This is a genomic window from Acinetobacter sp. V89_7, from assembly GCF_029967895.1.
Taxonomy (GTDB): domain Bacteria; phylum Pseudomonadota; class Gammaproteobacteria; order Pseudomonadales; family Moraxellaceae; genus Acinetobacter; species Acinetobacter soli.
Window position 1 is genome coordinate 101,117 of record NZ_JASCAJ010000017.1, and the last position, 12,371, is coordinate 113,487.

Below are 12,371 nucleotides of genomic sequence, written 5' to 3' on the forward strand. Positions count from 1 at the left end.
TACTGTTCTCCCGCACTCACCGAACATGAACAAAGACTCACGTACTGTATAAAATCTACACATTAAACCCTCACCAGAAATGATCATTCAGCTTTAGATTGATAAACCAATGCATGCTCTTTACTTAAGGAAATCACATGTCACTTTACGAAAATCAATACAATATAAGCGCTGAAAACACTGCAAATAAAACCAATAAAGCAAAATTATATGTCAAAGACTGGGGCCAAGGAGAGCCTGTGGTACTGATTCATGGTTGGCCGTTGTCTTCAGACAGTTGGGACTGGATCGCGATTAAACTGGTCGAAGCTGGCTTTCGTGTGGTGAGTTATGACCGTCGTGGTTTTGGTCGTTCAGAGCAAACATGGTCGGGTTATGACTACGATACTTTTGCCGATGATTTACGCGGTGTAATTGAAGACAAACAGCTCACCAATGTCACTTTGGTGGGGTTCTCTATGGGAGGCGGCGAAATTGCACGCTACTTGAGTCGCCATCAAGCCAAAGATATTAAACAGGTGGCTTTAATTTCTTCAGTCGTGCCGTTTTTATTAAAAACCGATAATCATCCTGAAGGTGTAGACGGCTCAGTCTTTCAAGGCATGATTGAAGGCATCTTAGATGAACGTCCAAAGTTTTTTAATCACTTCTTTAAAGATTTTTATGGTGTAGGCTTTCTAAGCCATGCGGTCAGTGATGAATTTATTAAATGGAATACCCAAGTGGCGATGCAAGCCAGTTTGAAAGCCACAGTCGATTGTGTGAGAGCCTTTGCCTATACAGATTTCAGACCCGATCTGGCCGCTTTTACCGTGCCAGTGCTGGTGATTCATGGCACAGCAGATAAAACCGTTCCGATTGGGATTACCGCACATGCGGTGCAAAAAGCGTTGCCGAATGCCAAACTCATCGAGTATGTAGATGAGCCACATGGTGTGTTGGCGACGCAACAAGAACGCGTAGCGCAAGATTTGCTCGATTTCTTGGGTGTACAGCATTCAGTCGATCGTTTTTAAGTAGGCAGTGTAAGCTTTTTTACTCATGCTATGAAACATTGAAAAAAACCTGCTCCTTAAAGCAGGTTTTTTTTATGAGGGCGATCAACTCCAGCTAAACAAACGTTATTTTAAAATTCGACTTAAAACGCTTAAACCATGCTCGAAAATTTGACCACAATCCAGTACATTACAGTGTTTTTTTGAATTGCATATGGGGCCTATGGCGATTGTCTGGATTTTATTTACGTTGATGGCGGCATTTATGCAGGCGTGGCGTAATGCATTTCAAAAGCAGCTCAGTGGCAGTGTCGATATCTATGGCACCACCTTGGCCCGATTTGTATTTTCGCCAGTATTTGCGCTGAGTTATCTTGCTTTTTTATATCATCAGCAGCCTATCACTGCGCATGTCAGCTTTTCTCCAAAATTTTGGCTGTGTATTGTGATTGCTGGAGTGAGCCAGATTTATGCCACCGCCTTAATGGTTAAATTGTTTCAGCAAAAAAATTATGCCATTGGGGTGGGGCTTGCCAAAAGTGAAGCGATTTTGGCCGCTTTGGTGGGGGTATTGTTTCTACAAGAGCATCTAACCGCATGGGGCTGGGTGGGCGTATCGATTGGTGCAGTTGCGGTATTTCTACTCAGTAAAGGTCGGCAGCAGAGTGAATTGTCGCTAAAAACTCTCATGATTGGTTTGGGAAGTGGCCTGTGTTTTGCCATTACATCACTATTGGTACGTGAAGCCAGTTTAGAGCTCGACATGCTGCCATTTTTACATCGCGCTGCGTGGGTGCTATGTAGTCTGATCAGTTTTCAATGCATCATCATGCTGTTGTATCTGGGAATCTTTAGCCGACAAACGCTTTATCATATGTGGCAACGAATTGGACTAACCTTTAAGGTCAGCGTTTGCAGTTTTTTGGCGTCTTTGGGCTGGTTTAGTGCCATGAGCATGCAAACCGTTGCCATTGTTAAAACGTTAGGGCAGGTCGAGATTTTATTTAGTCTGTTAATTTCAGCTTTCTTTTTTAAAGAAAAACTCGCTAGAACAGACCATATGGGTTTGTGGCTGGTGATTGTGGCCGCAATTATGGTGATTTGGGCTTAGCCGTAAATAAAACTTTGATCACTCCATTGCGTTTATTGCAAGGTATGCTCATTCTGATCACGTATTACAGGATGTTTATTTGAGTCCTTTTAATACCTGCTTGGCATCTGAGTCACCTGCATCGGCAGCGCGTTGTAGCCACTTTTTGGCAAGGGGCAGATTTTTTGCTGTGCCTTCTGCATTTAAATACATCATGCCTAAATTATACTGTGCATCTTTTTCACCGTTTTCGGCTGCTTGTGTGTACCAGTGCAATGCTTGTGTATCATTTTTCTGGACGCCTTTACCGTTAGAATACATTTGCCCCAAGCTGTATTGTGCAGGCGGGTAGTGCTGCTGTGCAGATTGACTCATCCAGTTAAAGGCTTCTTGTGCATTTTGTGGGGTTCCTCGCCCTTCGCGATACATATGAGCGACTACATATTGCGCTTTGGCATGGCCAGACTTGGCTGCCCGTTTAAAATAATCGAGTGCGCGTGCTTCATCCTTTTTCACTCCCTGACCGACCAAATACAACATGCCAAGACTGTACTTGGCGCCTACGCTGCCATTGTCATCGGCGCGAGTGAGCCACTTGAGTGCTTCGGCATTATTAAGCTGAACACCTTGTTCACCACTTAAATGCATCATACCGTAATGATACTGCGCGGTGGCTTTGCCAGCCTCGGCCTCTTTACGAATATCACTGACGCTCGGTTCAGACCATGCTGCTACGCTAAGCGTACAGGCGGCAATCAAAATAATAATTTTTCGGTGGACGTAATTGCGCATATCAAAACATCTTCTTGTATTTATTTTGATAAAACTTTAACCAAAATTTGAATGAATCTGCAACAGATGACTGTGAAATGGTTGGCCGTATGGTTTGTGATGCGCCAAGAAATAAAAAGAGAGATGGTTCGTCTCTCTTTAAATGTTTTATCGTTATGCTGATTAAGTGCGTGGTTAAATCTATACGCTGGTCATGATCAGTTTGATGGCCATACCCATTAGCACCACACCAATGCCGCGTTCTACCACGGTTTCACGTTTTAAAAATGCCTGACGGATGCTGGCACGTGAAAACAGTAAGCTCACCAAAATAAACCATAAGGCGGTGACCACACACATCCAGACACCATAAAAAATCTGAATATTGGTGGGGGTATTCGGACTAACCAAGGTCGTAAAAATAGCCAAAAAGAAAATGGTGGCTTTGGGGTTGAGTGCATTGGTCATAAATCCGGTACTGATGGCCTGCCATTTACTCATTTTTGTATGCGCAGATGCAGGCTGCTCCAGATCAATCACGCCGCTCGATCTACTGGTAATCAGCTTCCAGCCCAGATAGCACAGGTACAATGCACCCGCAGATTTAAACAGCAGCATGAGCCACTCATTTTTTTGGATAAAAAATCCAACCCCAACCAAGGTATAAAGTACATGCACCGAAATTCCCATGCCAATACCAATTGCGGTCAGGCAACCAATAAGGTGGCCATAGCGTAAACTTTGACGCACACTGATCGCAAAATCGGGGCCGGGTAAAATCACCGCCAGCAGGTGAACAATCGCTAAACTTAAAAATTCAGGCCAATAGTGTGTCAGCATCGGAAAGGTCCCAAAAATTTGTTAAGTCTTAGTGTAAAAAAACATGTAGATGATGATAATCTAGTAAAAATTCAAATTATTTTTGCTTCATGAGCACAAATCAAAGTATTCATTATTTGCAGGAAATGGCCATTTTTGTAAAAGTGGTGGAAACGGGAAGTTTTTCTGAAACAGCCCGTCAGATGGGCGCTACACCGTCTGCGATTAGTCGTGCAATTTCTCGTCTGGAAAAAGTATTGGGCACGCGTTTGCTTCAGCGCACAACGCGCAAGTTACGTTTAAGTGAAAGTGGCCAGCAGATTTATGTCAATTGTCTCGACATGGTCAATGCTGCGCAGGCCGTAATGGAAAGTTCAGGGCAGTTTCATAGTGAGCCGCAAGGTACAGTTCGTATGAGTGTACCCAAAGCGGTGGGGCATTTTATGCTGCATCCGCATATGCCAGAGTTTTTTCAGCGTTATCCAAAAATTGATGTCCAGATGCTGCTCGAAGATCGTTATGTCGATTTTATCGATGACGGTGTCGATCTGGCCATTCGTATCACCGATCACCCGCCGGGTGGGTTAATGGGGCGGCGCTTGATCGAAATTAATCATCTGCTTTGCGCCACGCCGCAATATTTAGCCGAGCACGGCACTCCCGAACAGCCTCAAGACTTAAAACAACACTCATGTATTTATTTGGGTGAACAGCCCAGCGATTCGAAATGGAAATTCCAGCAAGGCTCGAAAACCATCACGGTACAGGTGAGCGGACGTTACTCGGCCAATCACACGGGCATCCGTTTAGATGCTGCACTTAAACATATTGGCATTGCCAGCCTGCCGTATTTTGTGGCAAGACATGCCTTGCAAGACGGTCGGCTGATTCAGGTATTGCCAGACTGGTATTTTAAAACCTATTACAGTGGTGATGCATGGTTACTGTATCCACCCACGCGACATTTGCCGCCAAAGCTTAGTGTATTTATTCAATTTTTGGCAGAAAAACTTGCTTTAGAACCAACACTTTAAATGACTCATTGAGTATCTGGCTTTACATAGAAGAAATCTGACGTATAATTATAGACGACTGGTCTATTTTATTGTGAAGGTCATGACAACACATCAAGCGCAAAAATCTGAAGCGAAACGGCAACATATCCTCGATACCGGATTTAGTTTGGTCTTACGTAAAGGATTTGTTGGCGTGGGTTTGCAAGAAATTTTAAAAACTAGCGGTGTTCCAAAGGGTTCTTTTTACCATTACTTCGATTCGAAGGAAGTCTTTGGTTGTGCTTTACTCAAGAACTACATATCCGATTATCAAATACGTTTAAATCAGTTGTGGGCCAGCGAGCAGTCTGCACGGGACAAATTACTCACGTATTTTCAATGCTGGATTGAAGATCCTTCTACCCAAGACAGTTGGGCCGAATCTTGCCTGATTGTAAAAATGGCCGCAGAAGTTGCAGATTTATCTGAAGACATGCGACTGATTATGGATGAAGGTGTGAAGCGTTTGACCGCGCGTATGGCGGACTTGATTGTGCAAGGGCAAAAAGAGGGCTCGATTGCTTCTGTACAACCGGCACAGAGTCTTGCACAGGTCATTTATCAAATGTTTTTGGGTGCAGCATTGCTCAGCAAACTGCACAAAGAAAAGACCCCTCTTTATCAGGCGCTTGATACCAGCAAAGCCCTTTTAACGGGATGTCAGCATAACCAACAGGAAAAATAATCAATGAAAATTTTAATCATTCTTACCTCACATAGTCAGCTTGGTTCTACAGGCAAAAAAACCGGTTTTTGGCTAGAAGAATTTACCTCGCCGTATTATGTATTTAAAGATGCAGGTGCCGAGCTAGTATTGGCATCTCCTCAAGGTGGACAGCCACCGCTAGATCCAAAAAGTGACGATCCGGATGCTCAAACCGACTCAACCCGTCGTTTTAAAGAAGATCCAGATGCACAGCAACAGCTTGCCAATACCATTCCGCTGGCGCAAATCAATCCAGATGATTTCGATGCTGTATTTTACTCGGGTGGTCATGGCCCGCTATGGGATTTAACCAACGATCCGCATTCGATTCGTCTGATCGAGCAGGTCACTCAAGATCAAAAACCATTGGGTTTGGTATGCCATGCGCCGGCAGTGCTTAAAAATGTAAAAACGCCAGAAGGCGGCTCGTTTGTAAAAGGTAAGCATGTAACTGGTTTTTCAAACAGTGAAGAAGAGGGGGTACAACTGACTGATGTTGTACCGTTTTTGATTGAAGATGAATTTAAGGCCCAAGGCGCACATTATGAAAAAGGTGCAGATTGGCAGTCCTTTACCGTGAAAGAAGGCCTATTGGTGACGGGTCAAAATCCGGCCAGTTCTGAAGCTGTGGCAGAGCATTTGCTCAAACTATTGAGTCAGCGTAGCGCCTAAGTGCGCTGCCGATACGGCCACGTTTCATCCTTCTTTAATTCTTGTTTAAACTTAGGAAATTTATATGCAAAGCGTACTTCATAAAACCTTTGGTGAACCTGTCGATGTACTGGAGCTGGGAGAGGCGCCTGTGCCTGAGCCAAAAGCGGGACAGGTACGTATCAAAACAATTCTCACCCCAATTCATAACCACGATGTCTGGACAGTACGCGGGCGCTATGGTTATAAGCCTGAACTTCCTGCAATTGGAGGCAGTGAGGCGGTCGGATTGATTGATGCGTTGGGTGAGGGCGTTGAGCATCTTCAAGTTGGACAACGTGTGTCGGTGGCTTCTGTACATAACACATGGGCAGAGTACTTTCTTGCACCAGCGGCAGGTGTGGTGCCATTGCCAGACGAAATTGATGACCAAACCGCGGCACAGTTGATTGGCATGCCGATCAGTGCGCTGATGTTACTCGATTTTATTGGCATTCAGCCGGGTCAATGGATGATTCAAAACACTGCCAACGGCGCAGTAGGTAAAACAGTGGCCATGATTGCCAAATCTCGTGGTATTGGTGTGATCAATCTGGTGCGTCGTCAAAGTGCGGTCGATGAAATGACGGCGCTCGGAATTCAGCATGTGGTTGCTACCGAACAAGACGACTGGAAAGCACAGGTTAAAACCCTGCTCGGTGAGCATACGTTGGTAGCAGGTGTCGATTCGATTGGTGGACAGGCCAGTGCTGAAGTGTTGAGCTTATTAGGCGATGACAGCACCTTGGTGTCTTTTGGTAGCATGACTGGCGAACCGATGCAGCTACCTTCGGGTGATTTGATTTTTAAGCAGGCTGTGGTGAAAGGATTTTGGGCCAGTGTCGTGAGCAAGAACATGGAGCCAGCACACAAACGTGAGCTACTGAGCGAACTGATTCAACTGGCGGCAAGTAAACAATTGCAACTTCCGGTCGAGGCGATTTTAAGCTTTGATCAGGTCGATGAAGCGGCACGACTTTCAACCCAAAGTGGCCGCAAAGGCAAGGTGTTGTTTAAACCAAACTAGGCCATCACTGTGTATAAGTACAAGCACATGTCAGAAGAGTTCTGGCATGTGCTTTTTTGTGCCTTAAAAATAGAGGGAAATATAAAAGCCAAACATTCAGTAAGCTGTTATGCGACATCGTTTATGTTTTTTGTTCGAATGGTGTGCCAAGTCTTTGATCATCGGTTAAGATGGACTAGAAAAAGAAATATAAGTTTGTACAGGACGTCAGTCATCTACATATCAAAGCGACAACTTTTATTTCATAGCGCCTTTAATTTTATACTGGGTCACGTGCTCCATGAGTCGAGATGTTTCAGAGCAGTCATCAGCCTTACCATCAAGCCCGACAATTTTTATAGAGGGACAATCCTTTACGCCTTCAGAATTGGCAGGGTGTGAAGAATGCGATGCTATTTACCGCAAGGTCACGTTGGCTGCGGGTGAACGTGCTTACTGCAACTGTTGTGGTGCCGAATTATATCGACGAAGCAAGTCGCTCAGTACTTTGCTAGCGCTGGTGCTCACAGCGCTGATTGTATTTGCGATTGCCAATAGTTTTCCGATTGTAAAGGTCGAATTGCAGGGGAATTCCTCTCAGACTACGCTCATTGGTGCCGCGATGGCGATGTTTCATATTGATCGGGCATTTGTGGGGGTGCTCATTCTGATCACGACCTTTATTGTTCCTTTATTAGATTTATTGTTACTCACTTACGTTCTGGCTTCGGTGAGTGTATTTAAAACGCGTCCTTCTTATTTGTTGGTGGCACTCAGAGCCCTGTTTCTTTTTCGAGAATGGGGCATGATTGAGGTATTCCTGATTGGAGTACTGGTGACACTGGTCAAGCTGATCGCAATGGTGGTGGTCATTCCGGGTATTGCACTTTGGGCATTTGCACTGTTGAGTGTGTTACTGGTTTATATTGCATCGTTTAAGATCAATGATCTGTGGGATGAAATTGACAGGAGGGTGCCATGAGTACTCAACATGAGTCACAGCAACAGCATGTGGTCAGTCCTGTTTCCGATGTGCATCCACCTCGAGCGCATGAACTTTCGCTCGTGCGTTGTCATTGTTGCGGGCTGCTCAATCATGTCGACATCTCGCATACCGATGAGAGCACACCTAAGTGCGTCCGATGCCACAGTGCATTGCATGCGCGAAAACCAAGTAGTTTAAACCGGACCTTTGCACTGGCCGTGGCAGCAAGTATTTTGTACATACCCGCCAACGTATTGCCCATGACCATTACCAATTCATTATTGGGCAGTCAGCAAGACACCATCATGAGTGGGGTGATTTACTTCTGGAAAAGTGGTGATTATCTGGTGGCGACGGTCATTTTTATGGCCAGTATTTTTATTCCGCTGCTTAAACTATTTATTCTATTTTTCCTGCTGATTGCAGTCCGCATGCAATCTTCATTACGCTGGCGTTTTTCGCCTGAGCATTGTTCGATTTTATACCGCATTGTTGAGTTTATTGGCCGTTGGTCCATGATTGATGTTTTTGTGGTGGCCTTACTCACCGCGCTGATTCAGATTCAATCACTGGCCACGATCTTGGCTGGGCCGGGTGCTGTTGCATTTGGCGCCGTGGTAGTCCTGACCATGTTTGCATCCTTGAGTTTCGACCCCCGAATGATTTGGGATAACTATTATTCCGGACAGTCCAAACAGCAGTCCCAGACAGCTCAAGGCACAGCGACCACGATGATGGAGCAGCACCATTGAATTACATTTTCCCTTTAATGACCTTTAAAAAGAACGATAAGCATGTCTGAGCATACTCCAAACAGTGAACATCCCGTTCCAGATCCGAATCATACTTCGCGTGGCTTGCCTGAACCACAAAAGAGAAAAGGCAAGTGGCGGCCGGCACTGATCTGGCTCATTCCGCTTGTGGCGTTATTGATTGCGCTCTCGCTGGCGGTTAAGGCTATTTTAAACACCGGGCCCACAATCGATGTGTCGTTCCGTACGGCTGAAGGCTTGGTGGCAGGCAAAACCACTGTGCGTTATAAACAGGTCGATATCGGACTAGTGCGTCAAATTGATTTAGCTGACGACGGCTCTCATGTCATTGCAAAAATCGAGCTACGCAAAGACGCCAGCCAGTTTGCCTCAAAAGATTCGCGTTTCTGGGTGGTGCGTCCACGAATTGGAACCAGTGGTGTATCGGGCATTGATACCTTATTGTCGGGTGCATACATCGAGGTCGATGGCGGCAAGTCCAAAGAAAAGCAAGAAGAATTTACTGGGCTTGAAGTGCCGCCTGTGGTGGCGTCGGATGTACCCGGCAAAGTCTATTTTCTTAAAGCGCGTGATTTGGGTTCGCTGGATATTGGCTCACCGATTTATTATCGACGCATCAATGTCGGACAGATTACAGCGTATAAACTCTCGCAAGATGGCAAGAGCGTCGAGTTACAAACCTTTGTTCGTTCACCTTACGATAAATTTGTCACCACCGATGCGCGCTTTTGGCAAGCCAGCGGCGTTGATGTCACGCTCAATGCATCAGGCTTTAATTTAGACACCCAGTCGCTGGCCAGTATTGTGGCGGGCGGGATTGCCTTTGGTTATCCGGAATCATCTAATGCGGGGGTTGCGGCCAATCACAGTCGTTTTATTCTGGCAGATTCACGCACAGAAGCGCTTAAAGAACCAGACGGCCGACCAAAACAGATCATTATGTACTTTAATCATTCTATTCGTGGTCTAACTGCAGGCGCACCGATTGACTTTATGGGCTTAGAAATTGGGAATGTGAAATCGATTAATGTTGAATTCAACGCCAATTATACGCAGCTTCGTATGCGGGTTGAGGCGCTGATTTATCCGTCGCGTCTGGCCAACGGTAAAGAGCTCGATCCAGATGGTGATATTTTCAGATCATTTATCCAGCAAGGCTGGCGTGCTCAAATGCGCACAGGTAATTTGCTAACGGGCCAAAACTATATTGCCTTTGATAAGTTCCCGAAAGCCAAACCAGCAAATCTGATCATTCGACCAAATGGTGTCGTAGAAGTTCCGACCACGCCAACAGAACTCAGCGGCTTACAGGCTCAGGTTTCACAAATTGCCGACAAGCTCACCAAATTCCCACTGGTTGAAATTGGTCAAGATGTCCGCAAAACGCTGAAAAACATGAATACCGCTATTGAATCGACCGACAAGCTGGTTAAACAGTTAGATGGAAAAGTTGCACCAGATTTGCAAGCCACACTCACTGAAGTGCGTAAAACTGTGAAATCAAGCGAATCAATTTTGTCGAGTGATGCACCAATGCAGCAAGATGTTCGCCGTGCGTTACAGCAAATGACGCGCGCCGCAGCATCGTTGCAATTGATGGCGGATTATATTGAACAACATCCAGAATCTTTGATTCGTGGCAAATTACCAGAGGATGATGATGATAAATAAGATTACACACCCAGTGTCACTGGGTCGTCGACTACTGGGATGTGTCACATTTGTGGCTTTACCGTGGCTTCTCAGTGCCTGTAGCAGTTCGCCAACACCGAACTATTACACGCTTTCACCTCAGGTAACGCCTTTGACCAGCTCGAATGTTCGAGTCATTGAGGTGCTTCCTGTAGCGTTGCCCGACCGCCTCAACCGTATTCCGTTGGTCTTGCAGCAACCTTCGGGCAAATCCAAGGTACTCGATAATGATCGCTGGACCTCTACCTTTAGCTCTGAACTGCGTGATAGTCTGTCGGCTGGATTACAACGTAAGCTGGGCGCCGTCGATCGCTACAGCAGCGGTATGACTGGCGGGCAGGTCTCGTATCGTATTGCAACGGACTTTTCTCATTTCGATATCATCAGTGCGGGTAATGGTGAAAAGATGAAATCGAATACTCGTATGATTGATGTGGCGGTGGCCTGGATTATCAAACGACAAGAACCGATCAATGTACCTGTGAAAACCGCAGCGGCGGGAAGTGCGGAAATTGCCGATCGTCAAATGAGTTGTCGTGTGACCTTTCAGCAACCAGTGGCATCTGGTGCAGGTGATATTCAGGCAACTGTGCGTGCTTCTAGTGTGGCAATGGAACGTGTGATTGATGCTGTGGCGCAGTCCGTAGTCGCCACCGAAGCCAAAACACGCCCTACCATTCAGGGCGTACGTTGTTCGTAAAACTTCAGCATCATTAAAAAAGCCTCACGCGTTGAGGCTTTTTTTATCGAGATGATCAAATCGCCTTAAAAAACTCGCTAGTCAAGAATTCTAGGGTTTTATAGATTGACTCTGTTGTGATACCGCTGTACGTTTTGTTTAGTTCTTTTTTGGAACTTAAAATTAGGTTTTATATTGATACGGCTGAAAAAATAAATAGATTCGGTTAACTACATGATGAAAGAATTTGCGAGGAAAATAACATGAACCCACATCAAATGACGGGGCTTGAAATGATGCAAGCATTTCAAAAAGGCTTGGTTCCAGCTCCTGGAATTTCAAAAACCATGGGAATGGGTGAGTTGGTCGAAGCCGAGTTTGGCCGAATTGTCATGCGTGCATTAGCTGATGAGCGTCATACCAATCCTTTAGGTGGCGTACATGGCGGATTTGCCGCAACTGTTTTGGATTCTGTCACTGGATGTTCAGCGCATTCGGTTCTGGCTGCTGGAGAAGGCTATGGGACCACCGATCTGGCCATAAAAATGTGCCGTCCAGTACCGTTTAATACGCCGCTCATAGCAGAAGGGAAAGTAATTAATATCGGGAAAAACCTGATTATTTCTGAAGGCTATTTGCGTGATGAAGAAGGAAAACTCTATGCGCATGCCACCGCAACCAATATGATTTTGCGTGCCAAATCAGCCTGAAAACAGCATTAAAATAATATTTAGATGCGTGACATCAATTTATTTTTTAAAAATGAAATAGAAAATTAGACTTTATCTCATCATCCGGTTCGCAAGTGTCGAACAGCAGAACCGGATTATTTGAGCATTTAAAGCTTGAACATTAACAGGCATGGCTAAAATGTGGTGCCAATAACTGTAGTCCACGGGTAATGTCGTGCAAAGACGAGCCATTCATCCAGAAGGATTTCTTTAATATCAAGGTTGTCATAATACTGTCGGCCTGATCTTCATCATTTAGGTTACATACAAGGCCGTAGCGATTTTCTAAAATCTTATTATTTTCAATAAACTGAATATAGTAAGCATGTAAATCCTGTGCATAGCCGAATACTGCATCACGTTGTTTTTTCATTGTTAC

Annotated in this window: 14 protein-coding genes; 11 read left to right on the top strand and 3 right to left on the bottom strand. The window is 45.2% G+C overall.

The annotated features are described in order from the left end of the window. The first annotated feature begins 137 nt into the window (after positions 1 to 137). Positions 138 to 1,016: an alpha/beta hydrolase gene (locus QLG00_RS01715; protein WP_025095028.1), complete on the top strand. Its 879-nt coding sequence runs from the start codon at positions 138 to 140 to the stop codon at positions 1,014 to 1,016. Positions 1,017 to 1,218: 202 nt separating this feature from the next. After that, positions 1,219 to 2,106 carry a DMT family transporter gene (locus tag QLG00_RS01720; protein WP_282470398.1) on the top strand — a complete coding sequence of 296 codons (888 nt, stop codon included), beginning with the start codon at positions 1,219 to 1,221 and terminating at the stop codon, positions 2,104 to 2,106. A 75-nt stretch (positions 2,107 to 2,181) separates the two neighbouring features. Here the strand turns inward: QLG00_RS01720 and QLG00_RS01725 are convergent, their stop codons facing one another. Beyond that, positions 2,182 to 2,877 (bottom strand): tetratricopeptide repeat protein, encoded by a 696-nt coding sequence (locus tag QLG00_RS01725; protein WP_119690825.1) that lies wholly within the window; start codon positions 2,875 to 2,877, stop codon positions 2,182 to 2,184. 180 nt (positions 2,878 to 3,057) lie between these two features. Further along, the gene (locus tag QLG00_RS01730; protein ID WP_282470399.1) at positions 3,058 to 3,696 is read right to left on the bottom strand and encodes a LysE family translocator; all 639 of its coding nucleotides are present in this window, start codon (positions 3,694 to 3,696) and stop codon (positions 3,058 to 3,060) included. 89 nt (positions 3,697 to 3,785) lie between these two features. On the opposite strand from QLG00_RS01730, the gene QLG00_RS01735 reads away from it, so the two are divergent. From QLG00_RS01735 to QLG00_RS01775, 9 genes are all read left to right on the top strand, one after another. Beyond that, positions 3,786 to 4,709 (top strand): LysR family transcriptional regulator, encoded by a 924-nt coding sequence (locus QLG00_RS01735; RefSeq protein WP_004948835.1) that lies wholly within the window; start codon positions 3,786 to 3,788, stop codon positions 4,707 to 4,709. A gap of 82 nt (positions 4,710 to 4,791) precedes the next feature. After that, positions 4,792 to 5,415 carry a TetR/AcrR family transcriptional regulator gene (locus QLG00_RS01740; RefSeq protein ID WP_282470400.1) on the top strand — a complete coding sequence of 208 codons (624 nt, stop codon included), beginning with the start codon at positions 4,792 to 4,794 and terminating at the stop codon, positions 5,413 to 5,415. A gap of 3 nt (positions 5,416 to 5,418) precedes the next feature. Next, the gene (locus QLG00_RS01745) at positions 5,419 to 6,108 is read left to right on the top strand and encodes a type 1 glutamine amidotransferase domain-containing protein (RefSeq protein ID WP_004939637.1); all 690 of its coding nucleotides are present in this window, start codon (positions 5,419 to 5,421) and stop codon (positions 6,106 to 6,108) included. A gap of 64 nt (positions 6,109 to 6,172) precedes the next feature. Continuing rightward, complete coding sequence (locus tag QLG00_RS01750; RefSeq protein ID WP_282470401.1) at positions 6,173 to 7,153, top strand: zinc-binding dehydrogenase; 981 nt, start codon at positions 6,173 to 6,175, stop codon at positions 7,151 to 7,153. A 280-nt stretch (positions 7,154 to 7,433) separates the two neighbouring features. Next, entirely contained in the window at positions 7,434 to 8,114 is a 681-nt protein-coding gene (locus QLG00_RS01755) for a paraquat-inducible protein A (protein ID WP_025095023.1), read from the top strand. Beyond that, the gene (locus tag QLG00_RS01760) at positions 8,111 to 8,869 is read left to right on the top strand and encodes a paraquat-inducible protein A (protein WP_119025976.1); all 759 of its coding nucleotides are present in this window, start codon (positions 8,111 to 8,113) and stop codon (positions 8,867 to 8,869) included. Before QLG00_RS01755 ends, QLG00_RS01760 begins: the two co-directional genes overlap by 4 nt. A gap of 36 nt (positions 8,870 to 8,905) precedes the next feature. Continuing rightward, on the top strand, positions 8,906 to 10,561 hold the full coding sequence (locus QLG00_RS01765; RefSeq protein ID WP_162179346.1) for an MlaD family protein: 1,656 nt from the start codon (positions 8,906 to 8,908) through the stop codon (positions 10,559 to 10,561). After that, entirely contained in the window at positions 10,551 to 11,282 is a 732-nt protein-coding gene (locus tag QLG00_RS01770) for a PqiC family protein (protein ID WP_076031982.1), read from the top strand. Before QLG00_RS01765 ends, QLG00_RS01770 begins: the two co-directional genes overlap by 11 nt. Before the next feature lie 242 nt (positions 11,283 to 11,524). Then, on the top strand, positions 11,525 to 11,971 hold the full coding sequence (locus QLG00_RS01775; protein ID WP_004939612.1) for a PaaI family thioesterase: 447 nt from the start codon (positions 11,525 to 11,527) through the stop codon (positions 11,969 to 11,971). Between the two features lie 142 nt (positions 11,972 to 12,113). On the opposite strand, the gene QLG00_RS01780 is transcribed toward QLG00_RS01775, so the two are convergent. Continuing rightward, positions 12,114 to 12,365 carry a hypothetical protein gene (locus tag QLG00_RS01780; protein WP_004939609.1) on the bottom strand — a complete coding sequence of 84 codons (252 nt, stop codon included), beginning with the start codon at positions 12,363 to 12,365 and terminating at the stop codon, positions 12,114 to 12,116. Between the last annotated feature and the right edge of the window lie 6 nt (positions 12,366 to 12,371).

Bases quoted from the DNA above. Each gene is read 5' to 3' on its own strand.
- QLG00_RS01715 (WP_025095028.1), top strand. From the start codon at position 138: ATGTCACTTTACGAAAATCAATACAATATAAGCGCTGAAAACACTGCA.
- QLG00_RS01720 (WP_282470398.1), top strand. From the start codon at position 1,219: ATGGCGATTGTCTGGATTTTATTTACGTTGATGGCGGCATTTATGCAG.
- QLG00_RS01725 (WP_119690825.1), bottom strand. From the start codon at position 2,877: ATGCGCAATTACGTCCACCGAAAAATTATTATTTTGATTGCCGCCTGT.
- QLG00_RS01730 (WP_282470399.1), bottom strand. From the start codon at position 3,696: ATGCTGACACACTATTGGCCTGAATTTTTAAGTTTAGCGATTGTTCAC.
- QLG00_RS01735 (WP_004948835.1), top strand. From the start codon at position 3,786: ATGAGCACAAATCAAAGTATTCATTATTTGCAGGAAATGGCCATTTTT.
- QLG00_RS01740 (WP_282470400.1), top strand. From the start codon at position 4,792: ATGACAACACATCAAGCGCAAAAATCTGAAGCGAAACGGCAACATATC.
- QLG00_RS01745 (WP_004939637.1), top strand. From the start codon at position 5,419: ATGAAAATTTTAATCATTCTTACCTCACATAGTCAGCTTGGTTCTACA.
- QLG00_RS01750 (WP_282470401.1), top strand. From the start codon at position 6,173: ATGCAAAGCGTACTTCATAAAACCTTTGGTGAACCTGTCGATGTACTG.
- QLG00_RS01755 (WP_025095023.1), top strand. From the start codon at position 7,434: ATGAGTCGAGATGTTTCAGAGCAGTCATCAGCCTTACCATCAAGCCCG.
- QLG00_RS01760 (WP_119025976.1), top strand. From the start codon at position 8,111: ATGAGTACTCAACATGAGTCACAGCAACAGCATGTGGTCAGTCCTGTT.
- QLG00_RS01770 (WP_076031982.1), top strand. From the start codon at position 10,551: ATGATAAATAAGATTACACACCCAGTGTCACTGGGTCGTCGACTACTG.
- QLG00_RS01775 (WP_004939612.1), top strand. From the start codon at position 11,525: ATGAACCCACATCAAATGACGGGGCTTGAAATGATGCAAGCATTTCAA.
- QLG00_RS01780 (WP_004939609.1), bottom strand. From the start codon at position 12,365: ATGAAAAAACAACGTGATGCAGTATTCGGCTATGCACAGGATTTACAT.